Raw genomic sequence first — 20,709 nt, 5'->3', positions numbered from 1 at the left:
CCTGAACCCCTCCGGACTTCCGGCCCGCGCGAAGTCGAGACGAATGGTGCGTCACATCTGCCGGGGGGACGGCGAGTCGCTTCCGAATACCTGATAGACAGGGAATATGAGCGGCCCGATCGGCCGCTCAAGTTTGCGTTAGTACGCATGACGGCAGCCTTGGGGGGATCGCCGCACTGTGAAGCCTCTTCACCGTCACCTCGTCAACACCTCGCGCAAGGTCCTGTGCACCGCCGCGCTCGCGGCCAGCCTGACCACCGCCGCGGTCGTGACCAACACACCGACCGCTGATGCCGGGGAGGCCGAGCCGACTCCGGACAGCCCGCAGGCCACCGACCGCGGTGACGCCCGGCTGGAACTGCCCGACCTGGTGGCGGACCCGCCGCTGCCGCCGGGTGCCACGACCCCCGAGGGGGCGGCCAGCGGCATACCCGCGACCGCCCTCGACGCCTACCGCAGAGCCGAGATCTCGGTGGCCGCGGCCCTTCCCGGCTGCAAGCTGCCCTGGCAACTCCTCGCGGGCATAGGCAGGGTCGAGTCCGTCCACGCCTCCGGTTACGGACTCAAGGCCGACGGGTACACCGAGAAGCCGATCCGGGGACCGCGCCTGGACGGCAACGGGTTCGCCGAGATCCGGGACACCGACAAGGGCGAGTGGGACGCGGACGCCGTGTACGACCGCGCGGTCGGCCCGATGCAGTTCATCCCCTCCACCTGGATCACCTGGAAGGCGGACGGGAACGGCGACGGCAAGCGCGACCCGAACAACATCTACGACGCCGCGCTCGGTGCCGGCCTCTACCTCTGCGCGGGCGGCCGCAACCTCTCGGACGCGAGCCAGCTCGACCGCGCGGTCCTGAGCTACAACAACTCCCGCGAGTACGTGAACACCGTGCTCGGGTACATGCGCCAGTACCAGGCCGGCGCGGCCCAGGTGCCGAACCCGCCCGCGGGCAACTACCCGACCCCGACGCCGCCGGGCACCCTGCCGACCCCGTTGCCGCCGATCTCCAAGCCGCCGGTGACCCCGCCTCCGGTCACCCCGCCGGTGACACCTCCGGTGCCGCCGACCGTACCGCCGGAGAAGCCGACGCCGGCCGCGCACCTGGACAAGCTGGAGCTGTTCGACGCCGCCGAGCTCAAGGCCGAGGCCGAGTCCGCCTTCGCGCAGGCCCCGAAGGCCAAGGCGCTGCTCAGCGACGGCAAGCCGGCGGTCGGCCAGACCGTCGTGTTCGCCGTCGAGGACGACACCACCGGCGGCACCGCCTTCACGGCCGACGGCAAGGACTTCGCGGTGGTCACCACCGACGCCCAGGGCGTCGCCGCGGTCCCCGCGCTGAAGGCGGGCTTCAAGGCGGGCGGCTTCACCCTGCGGGCCACGGCGTACGACGCCTCGCGCCAGCTCACGACGAAGCTCACCGGCTCCGTCACGCCGAAGCCGGTCCCGGTCGCGGACCTGCTGGTCCGTACCGACGAGGGCCCGAAGGTGCCGGAGGCGGAGGCCGGCAAGAGCTTCACGGGCCTGACGTTCCTGGCCACGGCCAAGGAGAAGCCGGTTCCGCTGGCGAAGGCCACCGCGGGCCTGGTCGAGAAGAACGCGGCCGGGGAGTGGGTCCCGGTGGACCCGGCGACCGCGAAGGGCCCGTTCTTCAAGGGAACGGACGGCGAGAAGCTGACCACCCTGGAGCTGCCGGCGACCGGCGCCGACGGCAAGATCGCCCTGCCGGAGCTGTTCACCACGGACGTGGCCCCGGGTACGTACACGCTGCGCGTGAGCATCTCGGACAAGGTCTTCGCGCTCGTGGAGCTCAAGGTCACGGCCAAGCCGGAGACGACCCCGGCGCCGAGCCCGTCGCCGAGCGCGAGCGCGACGGCGAGCGCCGCGAAGGCCGCCCAGTAGGCCGGTCGGCAACAGGCAACGGCGAGGGCCCCCGCACCGTCTTCACGGTGCGGGGGCCCTCGCCGTTCGCCTTTTCCCCGCCCCTCCGGAGAGGGGAAAAGGCAGGAGCCCCGTCTCTCCGCTCGCACGGAAGAGACAGGGCTCCTTGGGTAATGCTTATCCAACCGCGATTAGGTTGGCCCAGGCGACTAGGCCGGGGTGACGTTCTCCGCCTGCGGGCCCTTCGGACCCTGCGTGACGTCGAAGTTGACCTGCTGGTTCTCCTCAAGGGAGCGGAAGCCAGAGGCGTTGATCGCGGAGTAGTGGACGAAGACATCCGGGCCGCCGCCGTCCTGGGCGATGAAGCCGAAGCCCTTTTCAGCGTTGAACCACTTCACGGTTCCGGTAGCCATGAGCCCTCCTATGGGCCAAAGGGTCGCCCTGCTCCAGAACCTGCTAAGAAGTCTGAAAACTACAAAAGCCTGCGGGTCACATTCTCCGCAGGCCTCGTACTGCAAGGGAAACCAAACTGCAACTTGGGGCGAGCCTAGCACGCACCCTGCGGGCGAGACCAGAGGGAAAGATCACGTCACCCGGACGTTTGAGACCCGGCAGAGGGCTGACGTGGATGCGGGGGCTAGTCTCGCGATGTGGACGTCTCTCACAGCCGGCCCCGCGTCGGCCACATTCAGTTCCTGAACTGCCTGCCCCTTTACTGGGGCCTGGCCAGAACCGGCACGCTGCTGGACCTGGAGCTGACCAAGGACACCCCCGAGAAGCTCAGCGAGCGGCTGGTCGCGGGGGAGCTCGACATCGCCCCCATCACGCTCGTGGAGTTCCTCCGCAACGCGGACGAGCTCGTCGCCTTCCCCGACCTCGCGGTCGGCTGCGACGGCCCCGTCATGTCCTGCGTGATCGTCTCCCAGGTCCCGCTGGAGCAGCTCGACGGCGCCCGGGTGGCCCTCGGCTCGACCTCCCGTACGTCCGTACGCCTCGCCCAGCTGCTGCTCGCCGAGCAGTACGGGGTGCGGCCCGACTACTACACGTGCCCCCCTGACCTGGGGCTGATGATGCAGGAGGCCGATGCGGCGGTGCTGATCGGCGACGCCGCGCTGCGGGCCTCGCTGCACGACGCGCCCCGGCTCGGCCTCACCGTGCACGACCTCGGGCACATGTGGAAGCAGTGGACCGGGCTGCCCTTCGTCTTCGCCGTCTGGGCGGCCCGCAAGGACTACCTGGCCCGTGAGCCGCAGGTCGTGGAGAAGGTCCACGAGGCCTTCCTCGCCTCCCGTGACGTGTCCCTGGAGGAGGTCGGCAAGGTCGCCGAGCAGGCGGCCCGCTGGGAGGCCTTCGACGCCGAACTGCTGGAGCGGTACTTCACCACGCTCGACTTCCGCTTCGGCCCCGATCAGCTGGCCGGCGTACGGGAATTCGCGCGGCGTACCGGTCCCACGACGGGATACCCGGCGGATGTCGCCGTGGAGCTCCTGAAGGTGCCCCGCCCGAGCCATTAACGCGGCTTATGCCCAGCGGGTTATGCCCAGGCGTCCCCTCGGTCACTCCCGACCCGTTCCCTGATCGATTTCCGCATCCCGGAAATCGGAATGTTCCGGTTGCCGGGAATTCGTTCCCTTTCGCATTCGGGGGCGGTCCGCGGGGGAATACCGGCATTCCCGTACAGGCGTGCGGCGGGGCCCGCGCGGGGTCACGATGGAGCGAGGGACGGCAGTCCCGGCGGCCGCGAGCGTGCCCACCCAGGGGGCCTTTGGGAGTTCCGCCATGCCCACTCGCAGAGTCAGCAGGGACGTCAGCGTCCTGGGTGACGCGCTCGAAGTGCCCGGCGCCGGCTTCATCCCGGTCAACGCGTTCGTCCTGTACGCCCGTGAGCCAGTCGTCGTCGACACCGGGCTGGGCCTGCCCGACCGGGACTTCCTCAAGACGCTGGCCGAGGCCATCGACCCCGCCGACGTGCGGTGGATCTGGCTGACCCACCCCGACCGCGACCACACCGGCGGGATCTTCGCCCTGCTGGAGGCAGCCCCGCAGGCCCGCGTGGTGACCACCTTCCTCGGCGCGGGCGCGATGTCCACGGAGCGGCCGCTGCCGATGGACCGCGTCCTCATGCTCAACCCGGGCCAGGTCCTGGACGTGGGGGACCGCTCGCTGACGGGCTTCCGGCCGCCGCTCTACGACAACCCCGCGACCGTGGGCTTCTACGACGACCGCGCGCGGGCCTGCTTCAGCTCCGACTGCTTCGGCTCACCGATGCCGGACGCGCAGCTCGCGGCCGACGGGGAGGCCGGCGCGGTCGGCCCCGAGGAACTGCGCGCCGGGCAGCTGTTCTGGGCGTCGGTGGACAGCCCCTGGGCGGCCATCGTCGACCGGGAGAAGTTCCTCGCCACCGTCCGGCCGATCAAGGAGATGGATCCCGAGTACGTCTTCTCCACGCACCTGCCGCCGGCCTCCGGGCTCGGGCTCATCGCCCGGATGCTCGACACGGTGGGCCTCGCCCCGGGACTCGAACCGTTCGTCGGCCCGGACCAGCAGGCACTGGAGCAGATGCTCGCCGGCTTCGAGCCCGCCGGAGCGGGCGCCGCCGGTCGCTGACCGTCACCGGGGGTGCGCGGCGGATGACGACCCGGCCGTACCCGGCGGCGGTGGGCGCCGCCGGGGCGGCAGCTTGCCGTGGGCGGCGGTTCCCGCCGCTCCGCGCAGGCACTAGCCTCGGTTGATCAGCGAGAACCGAGTGGGTGGGCGGCGCAGCACGCGCTGACGGTGAGGGGACGGGGCATGCGAGTCCGGGTGACGGTCGTAGAGGGGGGAATACCCCCGCAGGACGTCGTGGTCGATGCGGACGATTCGGCGACGGCGCGCGACGTGGCGCAGACGCTGGCCTCGGCCTTCGGCGTCGCCCGGTTCGCTCCGGGCGCCGGGGTGCGCGAGGTGGTGGTGCCGCTGCACGGCGGTCATGCGCGGCAGGCGCCCGCCGGGCCGACCCTGTGGGCCGACGGGCGGCGCTGCGAGCCGGGGACCCCGGCCGCGGGGATCCTGCGCGACGGCATGCGGGTCTCCGTGGACGACGCGATCGGGCCGCTGCTGCGCCGGGGCGAGCCCGCGGGCCGCTACGAGCTGCGGATCGCCGCCGGCCCGGCGGCGGGCCGGGTGGTCCGCCTCGGCGTCGGCACGGCCACCATCGGCTCCGCCCCCACCTGCACGGTGCCGGTGGCGGACGGCGCGCTGGCCCCGCTCGCCGCGCGCGTGACGATCGACGTCAAGGGCAACGCCACCCTCCAGGCCGAGGCGGGCGCGGGGATCCTGCTGGACGGGGAAGAGGCCGAGGGGACCCAGGCCTGGCCGCCGGGGGCCTTCGTACGGGCCGGGGACTCGCTGCTCGTGCTCGACGCCGTCAGCGAGCCGGACGCGCACCTGTCCGCGACGGGCGAGGGCGGGCTCGCGTACAACCGTCCGCCGCGGCTGTCGCCGCTGCGGCCGCGGCCCCGGGTGGTCGTGCCCGTGCTGCCGTCCAAGTCGGAGAAGGCCCGCTTCCAGATGATCGCGGCCTTCACCCCGATGATCTTCGGTCTGGTGATGTTCGCCGTCACCAAGCAGATCTACATGCTGCTCTTCTGCGCGATGACTCCGATCATGATGCTCGGGCAGTGGATCAGCGAGAACCGCGAGGGCAAGAAGAAGAACAAGACCTCGGTCAAGCAGTACAAGAAGGACGTCGCCGCCTACGAGGCCGAGCTGGACCGGATCGGCAAGCAGGACCAGGCCCACCGTCGGGCCGACAGCCCCGACCCCGCCGAGGTGCTGCTGTTCGCGACCGGACCGCGCCGCCGCCTGTGGGAGCGCCGGATCACCGACGTGGACGCCCTCCAGCTGCGGATCGGCGTCGGGGCCCTGCCGGCCGGCGTCGACCTGGCCATGGCCCGCGGCGGGTACGACGAGGACAAGCCGGCGCCGCCGCTGCTGGCCGACGTACCGGTCACCCTTCCGCTCGCCGAACTGCGCGTCGTCGGCGTCGCGGGCGACCGCGCCCGCGCCCTCGCCAGCGTGCGCTGGCTCGCCGTACAGGCCGCGGTGCTGCACAGCCCGCGCGATCTGTCGCTGGTCGTGCTGTCCGCCGTACGCGAGTCCGGCGCAGACTGGGCCTGGGCCCACTGGCTCCCGCACACCTCGCCCCAGCTGGGGCAGGACTGCGTCGCCCTGGTCGGATCCGACTCCGAGGCCATCACCCGCCGCGTGAACGAGCTCCTGAACGAGCTGGCCCGGCGCAAGGCCGCCCGCGAGGACCACAGCTCGATGAGCGGCGGCATGGTCCCGGACCCGTTCGTGCTGCTGGTGCTCGACGGGGCGCGGCTCCTGCGCCGGGTCCCCGGAGTGCCGCAGCTGCTCCAGGAGGGACCGGAGTACGGGATCTTCGCGCTCTGCCTGGACGAGGACGAGCGGGTGCTCCCCGAGGAGTGCGCGGCGGTCGTCGCGTGGACGTACGAGTCGCCGACCCGGGTACGGCTGCGCGGCAGCGGGCTGGAGGCCGTCGGCGAGGTGCTGGCCGACCAGGTCGGACCCGAGTGGTGCGAGCTGCTCGCCCGCTCCCTGGCGCCGGTGCGCGACGTCAGCCGCGACGACGCGGGCGGGGCCCTGCCGACGGCGGCCCGGCTGCTGAGCCTCCTCGGCATGCCCGATCCGACGGGCAACGACATCGAGAGGATCTGGCGGGCCGGCGGTTCGACGACCGCGGCGCCCATCGGCATCGCGGCCGACGGAACGTTCACCCTGGACATCCGGCGGGACGGGCCGCACGCCCTCATCGCCGGTACGACCGGCGCGGGCAAGTCCGAGCTGCTCCAGACGATCATCGCGTCGCTGGCCGTGGCCAACCGGCCGGACGCCCTCAACTTCGTCCTCATCGACTACAAGGGCGGCAGCGCCTTCATGGACTGCGCCCGCCTCCCGCACACCGTCGGCATGGTCAGCGACCTCGACGCCCACCTGACCGAGCGGGCCCTGGCCTCGCTCGCCGCCGAACTCCACCACCGCGAGACGATCCTGTTCAACGCGGGCACGAAGGACATCGAGGACTACAACGACACCAGGAAGCTGCGCCCCGAGCTGGAGCCGATGCCCCGACTGGTGCTGGTCATCGACGAGTTCGCCTCGCTGGTCGCCGAGCTCCCCGACTTCATCGCCGGTCTCGTCGACATCGCGCGGCGTGGCCGTTCGCTGGGCGTGCACCTGATCCTCGCGACGCAGCGCCCTGCCGGTGTGGTCAGCGCGGACATCCGGGCCAACACCAACCTCCGCATCGCACTGCGCGTGACCGACGGCACCGAGTCCCAGGACGTCATCGACGCCCCCGACTCCGGCGCCATCGCCAAGTCGACCCCCGGACGCGCCTTCGTGCGCTCCGGCGCGCAGTCCCTCGTGGGCGTGCAGTCCGCCCGTATCGGTGGCCGGCGCCCGGCGACCGGGAACAGCGGCCCGAAGGCGAACCTGATCCCGCTCACCTGGGACTCGTACAGCCGTCCGCTGCCGAGGGCGGCCGACACGGGCGACGACGGCACGATGGTCACCGACCTCGCCGTGCTCGTCGACGCCGTCCGGTCGGGCTCGGAGGCGATGGGCTTCCCGGCGCCGCGCAGCCCGTGGCTGGACCCGCTGCCCGAGCACGTGACGCTGGAGGACCTGCCCCAGCCGGCCGCCGCGCCCGTGCACGGGGACGTACCGCCGATCGGATACGCCCTCACCGACCTCCCGGCGCAGCAGGCGCGGGCGGCGTTCGGGCTCGACTTCGTGAGCGGCGAGCACACGATGCTGGCCGGCGGCGCGCGTTCGGGCCGCTCCACGGCCCTGCGCACGCTGGCCGGTGCGCTGGCGCGGGCCACCGACCCGGGTGACGTCCACGTGTACGGGATCGACTGCGGGTCGAACGCGCTCCTGCCGCTCGTACGGCTGCCGCACGTCGGCGCGGTCGTCAACCGTGACGAGCCCGACCGGGTGCGGCGGCTCATCGACCGGCTGCTGACGGAGATCAGCCGGCGCCAGCAACTGCTCGCCATGGAGGGGGCGTCGAGCGCGGCAGAACAGCGGGCGGCGGCCGCTCCCGAGGACCGCCTTCCGTGGATGGTCCTGCTGCTGGACAGCTGGGAGGGCTTCGTCTCGTCCTTCGAGAGCTACAACTACGGCCAGCTCATCGAGATGGTCCAGCGGATCTTCCGCGAGGGTTCGGCGGTGGGCCTCAAGGTGGTCATGACGGCCGACCGGAGCGGCCTGAGCGGCATGGTGGCCTCCGCGTTCGTGGACCGGCTGATCCTGCGCTTCGCCGATCCCAACGACTACTCCGTGGCCGGCATCCACCCCCGCGAGGTCCCGAAGAACATGGGTCCGGGGCGTGCGCTGCGGATCACCGACACGGGCATCGACGAGACGCAGATCGCGCTGCTCGACCCGGACCCGTCGGGCCAGGCCCAGGTGCGGATGCTGCGGGAGATCACCGAGGCCGTGCAGGCCCGGTACGGCCGTGTCCCGGTGCGCCGCCGCCCGATGCGGGTCGACGCGCTGCCGGTACGGATCACGGCCCGCCAGGCGCTGGACCTGGACCCGGAGTTCACCGCGCCGTCGCCGCTGTGGGCGCTGCTCGCGGTGGGCGGGGACGAGCTGACCCCCCTCGGCATCGACCTGGAGGAGTCCGGCCCCGGCTTCGTGATCGCCGGTCCGCCGAAGTCCGGCCGCTCCACGGCCCTGGTGTGCGCGGCGGAGTCGCTGCTGGCGTCGGGCACCCCGCTGGTGCTCATCACCCCGCGGCGCTCGCCGCTGCGGGACCTGGAGGGGCACCCGGGCGTGCTGGGCTCCCTGAACGCGGAGAGCCGCGAGGAGGACCTGGCCGAGCTGGTGGAGAAGGCGGAGGGGCGCCCGTACGTGGTGGTCGCCGACGACGCCGAACTGCTCTACGACACCCGGCTGGACGAGCCGCTGGAGGCCCTGCTCCGCAAGGGGGCGGACGGCGGGCTGGGCCTGCTGACGGCCGGTACGACGGACGCGCTGAACTCGCAGTACCGGGGCTTCGTGACGGCGGCGCGCAAGTCGCGCAACGGTCTGCTGCTGACCCCGCAGAGCTCGCAGGACGGCGAACTGTTCGGCCTGCGCCTCCCGTCGAACACCGGCGGCGGCGCGGCAGGCAGCGGCCTGTTCGCCTCGGGCGGCTCGTTCGTCCCGGTCCAGGGCGTGATGCAGGGCTGAGGGATGCGGCCGGCGGGCCGTGGATATGCTGAACCGTCTTTATGACAGCTGGCGGCGCAAGCCGTAGGGGGAGGACGACCACATGCCTTCGTACGACAGTTCCCGGGCACGCCTGAGGCTGGCCGACCGTCACATCGCGGTGTTCGCACACCTCATGGACGGTGAGACCCCGCCGGACGAGCTGTGGGACTCCTTCGTGGAGCTCCAGCGGACGGGCCTCGTGGGAGAAGAGGGCGAACTGGCCCCGCTCCTGCGGGACCTGCTCGGCGCACTGTCGGAGCCCGTCCTCATGGTCCAGGTGGAGATCACCGGCGAGCACGGCCCGATCAACCACGGTGTCGTGGTGGGCAGGGACGCGGTCGTCTCCCACGACGGCTGGCCGGGCGAGGAAGAGTCCGAGTACGTCTCGATCGAGCCCACCACCCTGGTGTGGGACCTGGCCCGCAAGGTCAACCTGCACCGTGGGGAGCGCGACCGTACGGAGCCCGCAGTCACCCGCATCGAGACCAACATGGCTGCGTTGGACGCGGTGTTCGTGGCGGTCGAGGAGGCCGCGGGCAATGAGGAGGCCGCCCGCGACCTGGCCCGGAAGGCGGCCGTGGAGGCGGACGGCACCCTGGAGGGCGCCGCGCTCGACCAGTTCCTGGATCTGGTCCTGGCCCTCAACGCGACCTGGCGGGTCACGACGGCCTGGGACGGCACCTACGAGGGCGAGCGCACCGCGATGGTCCGCGCCCTCGCGACCTGGGACTGCGGACCGCTGGGCTACTGGATCAGGGAGCAGCCCGAGGAGCCGATCATGCCCGGCCAGGTCACGCCGCAGAGCGCTCTGGTCGTCGTACGGAGCACTGCGGGCGAGGTCTGGGACAAGCTGACGGACCTGCTGCCGGACAAGGAAGAGATGATCGACGAGGCCGCCGGGGCCTGAGGCCCCGGCGGAACCCGCCCGTAACTCCAGGCCTCACCAGTTGAACGGGTTGAGTTTCTTGACCGCGCTCTTGGCCTTGTCCTTCACCCAGTCCTTGGCCTTGCCCGCTCCTGCCTTGATGTCGTCCCAGTGCTCGACGATCTTCGCACCGCCGTACACGGCGCCGAAGACGACGGCCGCACCGATGGTGAAGGGGTTGGGCGCGACCATCGCCAGGGTCAGCGAGGCGTTGAAGCCCACCTCGGCCACGTCCGCGACGTAGCCGGCGCCTTCCCGCTGGAAGGCCTTGACGGGATTGCCCTGCGAGGCGACGTTGGCGATGCTGAGGCCCGTCGCGGCGACGCCGCCGACGACGCCGGCGCCGCGGAGGAAGCCCGCGGTCTTGGACGATGCCGCGAGCCCCGTGCGGAAGGCGGACGAGCCTTCCGGCGCGGCCGCAGCCGCATTCTTGAAGACGGTGTACAGGCTCGCCTGGCCGGCCCGGGCGACCGGCGTGCCCGCGTGCGTGGCGCCGCCGAACGCTTTGGCCATCTCGTCCGAACCGACGATGAAGTCGATGACGCCGTTGGCCTTCAGGCTCTGCACCACGGGCGTCGCCCGGAAGGCGTCCCAGGCCCTGCCGAACAGGTCGCCCCGGACACCGGCCGTGCCGGGGACCCCGCTGGCGTTCTGGTAGACGGAGCTCGAATTGAAGGCGTTGCCCAACTGTCCGGGGAGCCAGCTTCCGGGAGCGCTGACGGACCGGATCTTGGGGGCCCACTGGATCATCTTGTTGCCGCCCTTGCGCAGCAACTCGCTGTTGCTGCCCCGCAGCATCGTGCCGACCCTGATCTTCCAGGTGCGGGCGGCGCCGTTCTGGACGCTGTTCCCGACCAGGACCTTGGTCAGCGAGGTTCCGTGGATGGTGACCACGGCGGTGGCGGCGGTGACGGCCGTCCAGTCGCCGAAGATCTTGACGAGGGTTGTGATCGTCTCCTCGTGGCCCTGCAGGCCGGGCAGCTTCGCGAGGGCGTGGCCCTCCAGCCGGGCGATCCAGTCGGCGAGCTTCTCGTTCGGCTGGCGCTTGAACTCGTACGCCGCCGGGTCCTCGCTGGCCGCCACCGAGTTGGCCAGGAGCAGCGTATCGGGCGACATCTGCTCACCCTGGTACGCCTTCAGCTCCTCGGGCGAGAAGCCGGCCCAGCGCAGTCCGGCCTCCGGGTCACCGTCCTCCAGGCGGGCGATGGTGGCTCGCCTGCGCAGGTCCGGACCCGTGTCGTGCACCCAGGCGCGCAGCGGCCGCAACGAGCCGAGCTTGCTGGTCACGCCCAGACTGGACGCCCTGGTGAACGCTTCGTCCACCTTGTCCTGGGCCCCGCCACGCCCGTCGAGGAGCTTGGCCAACTGGTCGAGGTCGTCAGGATTCGCGTTTCTCATGTGCTGTCCCCCCGTGACTTCATGAGCGAATGGAGTTGTTCAGGCCCCTCAGCGGTCACCCACGAGGGCGAATGCGAATGCCAGGCGCCGGTCCAACCAGTCCGCCTTGACGGTGACCTTTTCGCTGCCCTGCGACACCATCACGACCTTGTCGTCGGCCCGCCATTCGAGGGTGCGCGGCTTGGAGGGCCGGTCGCCGCCCTCCGCCCCCAGGCTCGTGACGGCGGTGAAGACCTCGGAGAGGCCCTTGTCCAGCGCCCGCGTCGCGAACCCCTTCGCGTCCCCGCTCACCCACTCGTTGCGCCCGACGACCGGAGGGTGGCCGGGCTGGTCGATGCGCCAGGTGTGCTTGAAGAGGCGACGGGGCGGGATCCGCCGCAGGGTGCCGATGAGTTGCCCCTGTCCGTCGTGGACGTCGTGGTGGCGCTCGCCGTCGACTTCCCGGCCGTCCTTGTCGATGAGGCAGAGCAACGTCTGGGACTCGGCGTCCTCGTAGAGCGCGTAGCCCTCGTCCACCCGGCCGACGAAGGCGCACGGTGCGAAGATCCGGAGGTCCTTGCCGTTCTTCGGTACGCGCACGGCCAGCGGCCCGAACGTGCTCGTGCGGCGCTTGGCGGTGACGGGGCGCTCGGTGTTGCCGACGACGAAGTCCCGTACCCGTTCCCAGGCGACGGGCGCCACCGGCGGTTCCTCGACGGGCTTGCTCTTTCCGAAAGCCACTACGCCTCCTCAGGTACCGGGGTGTTTCCTGACCGACCATTCATACCGTGTGACTGTCGCTCCGTGTATCGGCGGTCAGTAGGCGACGCCGGTGGCCCGTGCCAGGGCGGTCAGGAATGACGTGCGGTCGTGGGTGGCGATGGTGAGGGCCTTGCCCTCGCGGGTGGTGAGGACCACCGAGTCCATGCCCATCGGGACGGCCCAGCCGCCGCCGACGAGGCGCGGCGTGTTCCACTCCGTTTCCCGCAGGCCGGGAATGCCGTCGATGTTCGACGCCGACGAGGCGTAGCGCATGGCCATGCCCGGCACCGCCTGCTGGAGGGCCACCTGGACGGAGCCCGGGTGGATGGAGGCGAGGGGGAAGCGCTCGCGGCCGACGCGCAGGGTGCCCTGCGCGGGGTCGATGCGGATGCGGTTGTAGATCCGCTTCGAGATCGGCACGGCGAGGCAGGGCAGCAGGACCAGCAGGAAGACGGCGGAGACGGCGAGCCACGGCCCCGTGTCCTCGGGGATCGAGTCGACGCCCATGGCGGCCACACCGGCCAGGTAGAGGCCGATGCATATCGCGGACCAGGTCTTGGGGAGCTTTTCGACGTACACGTGGTCTCTCTCGGTTCGCCTCGGGGCGGTCGGTGGCCGGCGCTGGTGGCCGGCAGGCGACTACCGGTTGATGGACTGGATCTCCTGGACCGTGACGTCCTGGGACGTGCCGAAGGTTCCGTTGGGCAGGGCGCCGCCCTGGCCGGTGCTGCTGCGCCACTCGACCTTCCAGGTCACCGTCGCACGCAGCTTGTGCGGGCCGGAGCCGGTGGTGGCGCGCAGGTACGTGACACCGCAGGGCGGGGTCTGGTTGGCCTTGTCCTGGCTGAACGGGGCTCCGATGCTGCCGTCCGCGGCGATGGCGCAGACACCGCTCGCCGGGTGGAGCCGGGCGTCGGCCGTGCCGGGGTCGAGCTTGAGTGACACCGGGGTCGCGGTGGTGGTCGCCGACAGGCCGGAGTTCGGGATGCTGGCCGTCACGGAGACGGGCTTGAACGTCGACTTGTCGAGCCAGGTCCACGTGGGCAGGTTCACGGTGGACTTGTCGCCCGGCTTCATGGTGATCGTGGTGTCGGGCAGGCGCAGCTCGTCGTACGCGTACCCGGCGAGGACCTGGGGGCTGACGGCGAGCGGTTCGCTCGGGGTGGCGCCGTTTGCGACCCAGAACGGCAGCTTGTCGCAGGAGGTGGCCGCGGGGTCGTCCTTGCGCTTGGGGTTCACCACGGACGCCCAGAACATGCCCTGGCCCTGCTTGTCCAGGTTGTAGTCCTTGTAGGGCGTGCCGTCCTTGTAGTACGAGTTGAGGACTCCGGCGAACATGTCGCCGACCAGGGGGAGGCCGTCGATGGCCTTGACCCGGGCCTCGATCTCCTTGGGGGAGAAGGCGGGCTCGTACCAGCACGCCGGGGGAGTCCAGTTGCCGTCGTCGGAGCTGAGCGTGCCGGTCTTCGCGGAGCCGGGGTCACCCGGGGTGCTGACCTGGATCTTCGTCTCGGCGGTGATGTTCTGGCCGTCCTGGCCGCCCTTCGCCCCGCCCTTGCTTCCGTCACCCCGGTCTGCGTGAGCCGCGGGGACGGCCTGGGCGGTGGCGAGCGCGCCCAGGAGAACTATGGCCGCGGCTCGCCCGCGCATCACGGCTGGCATGCCTGGAACCCTCGCTCCGAGATCGTCTTGCTCGTCTGCCAGACACCCTTGTCGTTCTGTTCGAGACGCTCGTTGTAGAAGACGTAGGAGTTTTTGGTGGCAGGTGTGGCGTCGACCTTGCCCGTCTTCAGGTCCTTCGTGTAGCCCTTGCTCTCGTCGGCGCAGTAGGTAACAGCGGCGGCCCCGTCCTTGAGGAAGGTGACCTTCCGGGCGAAGTGCCGGACCGTGCCCGTTACGGTCTTGCCGTCCTTGATGAAGCCGTTGATCCAAGTGGTGGTGTCCACCAGGGCGGTGTCCTTCGTGTAGAAGGCCACGGCGGCGGACTTGGGGTCCTGGCGCGCGATCGCGTCGTCGACAGCCCGTATGTGCTCCGCGTTGTCGCGAAGCACCGCGTCCATCTTCGGATCACCGGTGCTCTCACCCTCGAAGACGAGAACGTCGTCTGCGGGCAGGGTGAGCTTCGGGCGGTCGGCACCGACGGGAGCCGAGGGGCTGGGCGAGGCCGAGGCTGAGGGGGCGTTGTCGACGCCCGCGATCTTTTCGGCCGGGGGCTTCGAGTCGCCGCCGCAGGCCGTCACCGTCAGGGAGAGTGAGGCGACTAGGGCGGCGAGGGCGGTGAGACCGGCCCGGTTTCGCGCGATCATGGTCAACTTCCGTAACGTTTGCATCAGCTAGGTAAGGATCTCATCAGATCATGGCACGAGGTGGACAGCCGCGTGCCCACCGCGTCGATATGCTGGCTCCGTTGTCGAGACAGCGGGGGAGCTGCCATGGGTAACCCGGACATTCAAGAACTCAACCAGCGTGCTGGAGCACTGAGGTCGCTCGCCGACCACATCGAGAAGATGATGGATCAGCCGCGCAACTTCAGTACGGGGCAGATGAAGACCTGGGAGGGTCCGAACGCCACCGACGTGCGGGGCAAGCTCAACACCTGGCACACGACGTGCGGCAACGTGGCGAAGTCCCTCCGCGAGGAGGCCCAGCAGAGCTCGGATGCGGCCAAGGAGCTTCAGAAGCAACCCAAGACGTGATCCACGACGGCGGGGCGCCCACCTTGTAGAGGTGGACGCCCCGCCGTTCGTGAGTCTTCCGATCCGTGGGACGGATCAGGTGGCGCGCTCGATGTTGTCGGCGCTGGTGGACGCCGACTTGCTGGCGTCGTTGAGGGTGTCGACCCACTTCGTGAAGGTTCCGCGAGCGGTCTCCCACTCCTGGCGGAACTGGTCCGACTTCGGACCCTTCCAGTAGCCGGTGCTGCCGGAGGTCGAAGAGTTCAGGTTGTTGATCAGCGTCTGCAGATCCCCGGCCTTGTTGTGAAACAGCTTGGCCAGGTCCCTGAGCTGCTTGATATCTGCGCCACGATCCATGGCGGCCCTCCCCGTATCGCTCTGGTGTCACTGATGGTGCGTTTGCACCTGGGGACGCTATCGCACCTTCTGCCGTTCCAGAGAGTCCTGTTCGAATCTTGAGGCCGATCTGAGGTCAAATCAGGGGATTGACACTGGGGGCGCCGGGTGGGCGGGGCGCTCCGGTGCCGTGGGGCGTTCGCCCTCGTACGGGCATCCGTACGGGCATCCGTACGGGCATCCGTGATTATGCTGAGCCGGCAGGGACCACAGTGGCCGACGGAAACAGGGCGGTGACGAACAGTTGCGTACCGGGACCATTCGGAAGATCTCGTACGCCGTTCTCGTGGTGGCGGCGGTCTCCAGTTGCTCGATGTCGCCCGGCTCCGGGTCAGGATCGTCGAAGAAGGGCGACCGGGGCGGGCGTACGTACCAGGAAGCCCTGGACGCCATGCTCCCGGGCGTCCGGGAGGCGATGAAGCCGGCGATGCCGGAGATCGAGCCGCAGGAGGAACTGCGGGGCAACGCGGACTGCGGAGGCCCCGACCTCCTCGACGGCAAGGACGCCAGCAAGGTGAGGTCCACCTTCGACGTCGACCTGACCGGAGTGGCCTCGGACACGCGCTCGCCGGAGGAGCTGGCGAGCGGCGTGGTGGGCCGGCTCACAAGTCAGGGCGGGTGGAAGGCGGGCCAGCGGGCGGACAGCGCACCGGTCGGCAAGCCCGACGGAGTGATCAAGTACGTGGACCTGCCCGGCTCCGGCACCGTCATGGTCATCGCCTACCCGTTCAAGACGACATCGGGTGCGGTCATCCCGAAGCTCTCGGCCGTCATCGAGACGGACTGCCTCCGCAACCCGAAGTACATGAAGGAGTAAGCGGGCGGGCAGGGGTCATACGGTCGGCTCCGGCCGTCAGCTGGGCTGGTTTCCGGAAGTCTTGTCCTTCCGGTTTCCGGCTTCCTTCTCCAGGTCGGTGGCCATCGTTCCCAGGCGCGCCTTTCGCGTGGAGAGTTCCCCGCGAACGTGTGTCGCGGTGGGACCCTGCCACTGCTCGTCGGCCTTCGCGTTGCGGTCGGCGGCGATCTCGATGGGCTCGTCGAGCAGGACCCGGATGTCGGCGGCCAGTTTCCGCAAATCGACTGCATCGTTCGCGCCCATGGCAAATCGCCCCGAATCTTCCCTTGGTTGATCGCTTCGCTGGTCATGCCGCTGTTGGCGGTATTACGATACGCCGCCATGGCCATGGTTTTTGCGGATCCGGAGATGCTCGACCGACTGGCGAAATCGCTGGACAGCAAAGCAGGCGCGATTCCCCAGCTGAAGAGCCGGGCGTCCACGCTCGAAGCCGGCGGGCTCGTCGCGGGGCTGCCCGCGATCGCCTCCTGGCTGGGGGACACGGCCAAGGACCTGCGGCGTCGCGCCGGCATCCTGCGGTCGCCCTCCGAATCGCCCTTCGACACCCTCGCGGCGTTCGGGCTGCCTCCGGGTGTGGCCGGCGACCCGAATGCGGGGAAGAAGTTCCAGACCGAACTGAAGGCTCTTCTCGAAGAGCAGAAGAACGGCACTCCGCAGCAGCGCGCCCAGGCGGTGAAGGACTACTTCGCCAAGCTCTCTCCCGCGCAGCAGGCGGCGCTCGCGGCCGAGGATCCGCTGCTCGTCGGAAACCTGGACGGCGTACCGGTCAATGTCCGCTTCGCGGCGAACCGGCTGACCATCCAGGCGGAATACACCAAAGAAGCCGCCTACTTGGCGACGCTCAAGCCGACCGACGGCGCGTACAAACGCACCAAGGAGCGCGTGGACACGCTGCGGAGCTTCATGAACCCGCGCGTCAAGACGGTGCTCGACCCGAACACGGGCCAGAAAATAAAGGTCGAGGTTCCGCGGCAGTTCCTCGTCTTCGACCCCAACTTCGGCTCGACCGCGGACCCCAAGTCCTCGCCCTTCCCGGACGGCCGGATCGCCGAGGTCGTGGGCGATCTGGAGAACGCCGACAACGTCGCGTTCCGGGTTCCGGGCATCACCAACCGGCTCGACAACTTCAACGGCTTCTCCAGCGGCGGCTACCAGCTCGTCGCCGACGAGAACGGGGTCGAGCAGCCGGGAACGGCCGTGGTGAGCTGGCTCGGCTACGACACCCCTGAGCTCGGCGACTCCGTGGACCCGGCCAAGGCCTTCGCGGGCGGGGCGGCCCTGAACGCGTTCCGCCAGGGCATATCCGTCAACCTGAAGCCGAACGCCGGGCTGGACATCTTCGCCCACAGCTACGGGACGCTGGTCACGAGCAAGGCGCTGCAGGCGGGCCTGACCAACGTCGACAACGTCACGTTCATGGGAAGCCCGGGCCTCGGGCCCAACATCAACTCCGTCGCCGACTTCAAGATGCCGAACACCAAGTTCTTCGCCATGCGGGCGCCCGGGGACTGGGTCTCGTACACGCAGGGGCACGGCAACGACCCGGCGGACTTCAAGGACATCACCCGTCTCGCCACCGACGGCGCCAGCGGCCACTCCCAGTACTACGACGGGAAGACCGGCTCCCTGGCCAACATGCAGCGGATCTTCTACGGCGGCGACGCCAAGCCCCTGACCTTCACGCACACCTCCCTCGACGACGAGCAGATCGGCGCGGCCGAAGCCCGCGAGATGGTCGGCTTCCTGCACGCGAAGGTCCCGCCGGACGTCGTGGTGAAGATGGGCGGCGAGCTCGACGCGGCCGTGCAGGCCCACTTCGCGGGGCGGATCGGTGTGAAGGACCTGCTGGTGGAGGTCCACTCGGTCCTGGGCAAATACAACATGCTGGACCGGGTCCCGCCGGACGAGATGTTCGGCAAGATCAACGACCTCGCCGGCAACGTCGCGTACAAGCAGACGTACAAGGCGGTGAAGGACAAGGGAGCGCCGGACTTCGTCGCGGCAGCGGCGGGCAAGGCGGCGGAGCTCGCCTCGGAGAAGCTGCTCGGGGCGGTCACCTGGCCGGTGGTCAAGCTCCTGGAGGTCGACCGGATCGCGAACGACGTGAAGCAGTTCGGCGACATCGTCCACCAGGGCGCCACCGAGATCGGCGGGCACGTCAGGGAGCTGGGTACGGAGCTGGGCAGGGAGGGCGCCCAGATCTACAACGACACCAAGGAGCTGTCGGACGGGCTGTTCAAGGACGGCGGGAAGGTGGTCCTGGAGCTCGGCGACACCTTCGTACGGCCCTGGAACGCGGGCGAGAACGCCGGGGACATCTGGAAGATCGCGGACGGCGCGAAGGACAAGATCTTCGACAAGGTCCCCGACATCGCCGGGGGTCTGAACGACGCGAAGAACACGATCGTGGACAAGGGCGGCGACATCGCCAGGTCCGCGGCCGAGACCGGTGGCAAGGCGATCGACAAGGGCATCGACATCGGGAAGGGCGTCGTCAAGTTCTTCGGTGGATAGGCTCACGGCGGGGTGTGCAGGGACTCGGGAAGGACTGGTGGGACAGGGCATGGGACAGGACAGCGGACAGGCCAAGAGGGATCGCGGCCGGCTCGTGAAGGAGGCCGGGGCGGTCCTCAAGCGAGTGCTCGGTGACGCCACGCTGGTGGAAGTGCCCTCGCCCGTGGGGCCGGAGGCCATCTCGCTCACCGCCTTCGACGAGTCCGAGACCCGGTCGGTGCAGGAGTTGACGGCCGCTCTGGTCGAGGTGCTGGGCAAGGCGGGCTGGACGCTCCAGGAGACCGAGGGCGATCCGGCCCCCGCGGCCGCCGGCCCCGCGCTGTACGCCGTACTGCCCGGCCTCGGCAGCGGTTCCTTCGCCGTGCAGCCGCCCGCGGTCTCCTTCGCCGGGGTGCTGGAGGGCGACGCGTGAGCGGCCCGGAGGACGTGACCGACCCGGCGCGGACGCTGTCCGCGGAGATCCGTGCCGCGATCAGGGCGGCGTCGCCGAGCGCCGTGTATCCGGACGACGAGTTCGACGGCGACTCGGCCCGCATCGCGGGGTGGGACCCGCAGGAGACGGCGTCCAACGGCACACTGCTGCGGGCGAGCACGCAGTACCTGGCGGAACGCGGCTGGCGGGTGGCCCCCGAGGCGACGGACAGCGACGACCGGTCCGCCCGGATCTTCAAGGACGGCGTGGGCAGGGGACGGCTGTACGCCTCCAGCCGCGGGCTGACGTTCACGGGGAGCGTGGCTCCCTCGCGGTGACGCGAAAAGAGGAGGCCGGTTGTCTACTTGTCCCAACCTCGTGACTATGCTGGGCAGTTTGTAGGACTGCACGGATGTTCGCACGGGGGAGTAGCTGATGAGGAAGGCCAATCCGCAGGACCTCGAGCAGCTCGCGAAGCTGCTCGACGGCAAGGGCGGATCGCAGGACAAGATCGCCGAGGCGTTCACGCGCGCCTCGTCACTCGGCGTCACGGCGAAGCTCGGGCCACTGCGGCCGATCCAGAGCTGGAACACGGAAACCGCGCCGGACCTGCGCAAGCGGGCCGGCATCCTGAAGGCCGAGAACGGGGACCCGACGGGAGGCTTCCTGTGGGCCGGCTTCTCGGCCGAGGACGCGGCGCTGCTGGCGCTCAACCCGCAGCTCGCGATCCTGGCGGGCGCTGCCTCGCTGGCCGACGACGGCAAGTTCGACTGGGTGAAGCGTCAGAAGGGCGAGACGTACACCGAGTGGCAGAACCGGATGAAGAGCGACGCCGTCGCCAAGATCACCGGTGACAAGAAGATGGGCGAGGTCGTCGCCGATTACTACGACCTCGTCGAGTTCGTACAGTCGGCACCCGGCGCCCTGTTCAAGGGGGGCAAGGCGGCCTGGGACCTCATCAAGCTCGTGAAGAGCGGCACTCCGCTCAAGGCGCCGGGCACCACACTGGCGCAGCTCCTGAGGGGCAACGGCTCGTCGTTGCTGCCGGCCGCGGTACGCCTCCAGGGCGCGCGCCTCGGCGGGCTCATCCCGCCTCCCCTGCTGAACTTCCTCGCGGGCAATGAGCGTCTTGCCCAGGTGTTCGGCGGCCGCCTGCACGCGTACGAGGCGAGTCTCATCAGGGTGGGGCTGAATGCGGGGAGCCAGGCGAACGGCGGTCTCCTGTCCCGTTTCGCGGCAGGTGCCGGGACCTCCCTGCGGACGGCCGGGTTCTGGCGGGGTGCCGGCATCGCGGGCAGTGTCGTCGCCACGGGCGTGGGGGCCTTCGAGCTCTACCAGAAGGGCAACCCGGTCGAGGCCTTCAAGAAGGACAAGGCCGGATACGTGGCGGACGTGTCGGGTGTGGCTTTCAACGCATCCCTGACGGCGGCGATGATCGCGCCGAACCCGATCACGATCGGTGCTGTCGCGGTGACAGGCATTGTCTATGGCGTGGCCTCCATCGTGGACAACTGGGACACGGTGAAGAAGTGGCCGGGCAAGGTGGCGGACGCGGCGGGCAAGGCAGGCGAGGCGATCTCGAAGGGTGCGGGCAAGCTGGCCGATGGCGCCAAGAAGCTGGTGAGCAAATACAACCCATTCGACTAAACT

General features: G+C 70.0%; 19 protein-coding genes. 11 read left to right on the top strand and 8 right to left on the bottom strand.

What is annotated here, in order from left to right; genetic code table 11:
- Positions 1–178: 178 nt before the first annotated feature.
- On the top strand, positions 179–1,900 hold the full coding sequence (locus tag ACZ7GJ_RS12600) for a lytic transglycosylase domain-containing protein (protein WP_470751249.1): 1,722 nt from the start codon (positions 179–181) through the stop codon (positions 1,898–1,900).
- Positions 1,901–2,088: 188 nt separating this feature from the next.
- Here ACZ7GJ_RS12600 and ACZ7GJ_RS12595 read toward each other — a convergent pair whose 3' ends face one another.
- Entirely contained in the window at positions 2,089–2,292 is a 204-nt protein-coding gene (locus tag ACZ7GJ_RS12595; protein ID WP_007265804.1) for a cold-shock protein, read from the bottom strand.
- A gap of 237 nt (positions 2,293–2,529) precedes the next feature.
- Here ACZ7GJ_RS12595 and ACZ7GJ_RS12590 point away from each other — a divergent pair, with 237 nt between their 5' ends.
- The 4 genes from ACZ7GJ_RS12590 (at position 2,530) to ACZ7GJ_RS12575 (ending at position 10,049) form a co-directional block, all read left to right on the top strand.
- Complete coding sequence (locus ACZ7GJ_RS12590; RefSeq protein WP_470751248.1) at positions 2,530–3,393, top strand: menaquinone biosynthetic enzyme MqnA/MqnD family protein; 864 nt, start codon at positions 2,530–2,532, stop codon at positions 3,391–3,393.
- Between the two features lie 265 nt (positions 3,394–3,658).
- Positions 3,659–4,486: an MBL fold metallo-hydrolase gene (locus tag ACZ7GJ_RS12585; protein WP_470751247.1), complete on the top strand. Its 828-nt coding sequence runs from the start codon at positions 3,659–3,661 to the stop codon at positions 4,484–4,486.
- A 183-nt stretch (positions 4,487–4,669) separates the two neighbouring features.
- On the top strand, positions 4,670–9,121 hold the full coding sequence (locus ACZ7GJ_RS12580) for an FtsK/SpoIIIE domain-containing protein (protein ID WP_470751246.1): 4,452 nt from the start codon (positions 4,670–4,672) through the stop codon (positions 9,119–9,121).
- A gap of 82 nt (positions 9,122–9,203) precedes the next feature.
- Positions 9,204–10,049, top strand: coding sequence for a hypothetical protein (locus ACZ7GJ_RS12575; RefSeq protein WP_470751245.1), 846 nt, complete (start codon positions 9,204–9,206; stop codon positions 10,047–10,049).
- A 33-nt stretch (positions 10,050–10,082) separates the two neighbouring features.
- Here ACZ7GJ_RS12575 and ACZ7GJ_RS12570 read toward each other — a convergent pair whose 3' ends face one another.
- The 5 genes from ACZ7GJ_RS12570 to ACZ7GJ_RS12550 all read right to left on the bottom strand — a co-directional run bounded on the left by ACZ7GJ_RS12570 (position 10,083) and on the right by ACZ7GJ_RS12550 (position 14,512).
- Positions 10,083–11,465, bottom strand: a complete 1,383-nt coding sequence (locus tag ACZ7GJ_RS12570; RefSeq protein WP_470751244.1) for a PE-PGRS family protein — start codon at positions 11,463–11,465, stop codon at positions 10,083–10,085.
- Between the two features lie 48 nt (positions 11,466–11,513).
- Positions 11,514–12,185 (bottom strand): hypothetical protein, encoded by a 672-nt coding sequence (locus tag ACZ7GJ_RS12565; protein WP_470751243.1) that lies wholly within the window; start codon positions 12,183–12,185, stop codon positions 11,514–11,516.
- A 75-nt stretch (positions 12,186–12,260) separates the two neighbouring features.
- Entirely contained in the window at positions 12,261–12,785 is a 525-nt protein-coding gene (locus ACZ7GJ_RS12560; protein WP_470751241.1) for a hypothetical protein, read from the bottom strand.
- 60 nt (positions 12,786–12,845) lie between these two features.
- A complete protein-coding gene (locus tag ACZ7GJ_RS12555) occupies positions 12,846–13,868 on the bottom strand; it encodes a hypothetical protein (RefSeq protein WP_470751240.1) in 1,023 nt (340 codons plus the stop codon).
- Positions 13,856–14,512, bottom strand: coding sequence for a hypothetical protein (locus ACZ7GJ_RS12550; protein ID WP_470751239.1), 657 nt, complete (start codon positions 14,510–14,512; stop codon positions 13,856–13,858). Before ACZ7GJ_RS12550 ends, ACZ7GJ_RS12555 begins: the two co-directional genes overlap by 13 nt.
- A 126-nt stretch (positions 14,513–14,638) precedes the next feature.
- On the opposite strand from ACZ7GJ_RS12550, the gene ACZ7GJ_RS12545 reads away from it, so the two are divergent.
- The gene (locus tag ACZ7GJ_RS12545) at positions 14,639–14,902 is read left to right on the top strand and encodes a hypothetical protein (protein WP_470751237.1); all 264 of its coding nucleotides are present in this window, start codon (positions 14,639–14,641) and stop codon (positions 14,900–14,902) included.
- 75 nt (positions 14,903–14,977) lie between these two features.
- Here the strand turns inward: ACZ7GJ_RS12545 and ACZ7GJ_RS12540 are convergent, their stop codons facing one another.
- Positions 14,978–15,238, bottom strand: coding sequence for a WXG100 family type VII secretion target (locus ACZ7GJ_RS12540; RefSeq protein WP_365926445.1), 261 nt, complete (start codon positions 15,236–15,238; stop codon positions 14,978–14,980).
- A 283-nt stretch (positions 15,239–15,521) separates the two neighbouring features.
- Here ACZ7GJ_RS12540 and ACZ7GJ_RS12535 point away from each other — a divergent pair, with 283 nt between their 5' ends.
- Positions 15,522–16,094: a hypothetical protein gene (locus ACZ7GJ_RS12535; protein ID WP_470751236.1), complete on the top strand. Its 573-nt coding sequence runs from the start codon at positions 15,522–15,524 to the stop codon at positions 16,092–16,094.
- A 36-nt stretch (positions 16,095–16,130) separates the two neighbouring features.
- On the opposite strand, the gene ACZ7GJ_RS12530 is transcribed toward ACZ7GJ_RS12535, so the two are convergent.
- The gene (locus ACZ7GJ_RS12530) at positions 16,131–16,376 is read right to left on the bottom strand and encodes a hypothetical protein (RefSeq protein ID WP_470751235.1); all 246 of its coding nucleotides are present in this window, start codon (positions 16,374–16,376) and stop codon (positions 16,131–16,133) included.
- A gap of 78 nt (positions 16,377–16,454) precedes the next feature.
- Here ACZ7GJ_RS12530 and ACZ7GJ_RS12525 point away from each other — a divergent pair, with 78 nt between their 5' ends.
- The 4 genes from ACZ7GJ_RS12525 to ACZ7GJ_RS12510 all read left to right on the top strand — a co-directional run bounded on the left by ACZ7GJ_RS12525 (position 16,455) and on the right by ACZ7GJ_RS12510 (position 20,706).
- Complete coding sequence (locus tag ACZ7GJ_RS12525; RefSeq protein ID WP_470751234.1) at positions 16,455–18,647, top strand: alpha/beta hydrolase; 2,193 nt, start codon at positions 16,455–16,457, stop codon at positions 18,645–18,647.
- A 49-nt stretch (positions 18,648–18,696) separates the two neighbouring features.
- Positions 18,697–19,059, top strand: a complete 363-nt coding sequence (locus ACZ7GJ_RS12520) for a hypothetical protein (RefSeq protein WP_470751233.1) — start codon at positions 18,697–18,699, stop codon at positions 19,057–19,059.
- Positions 19,056–19,397, top strand: a complete 342-nt coding sequence (locus ACZ7GJ_RS12515) for a hypothetical protein (RefSeq protein ID WP_470751231.1) — start codon at positions 19,056–19,058, stop codon at positions 19,395–19,397. Before ACZ7GJ_RS12520 ends, ACZ7GJ_RS12515 begins: the two co-directional genes overlap by 4 nt.
- Before the next feature lie 97 nt (positions 19,398–19,494).
- Positions 19,495–20,706 (top strand): mucin-2, encoded by a 1,212-nt coding sequence (locus ACZ7GJ_RS12510; protein ID WP_470751230.1) that lies wholly within the window; start codon positions 19,495–19,497, stop codon positions 20,704–20,706.
- Positions 20,707–20,709 lie beyond the last annotated feature (3 nt).

Source organism: Streptomyces sp. NPDC037242, assembly GCF_055604165.1.
The sequence above is the reverse complement of the archived record's forward strand: the minus strand, read 5'-3'. Positions and strand labels throughout refer to the sequence as shown.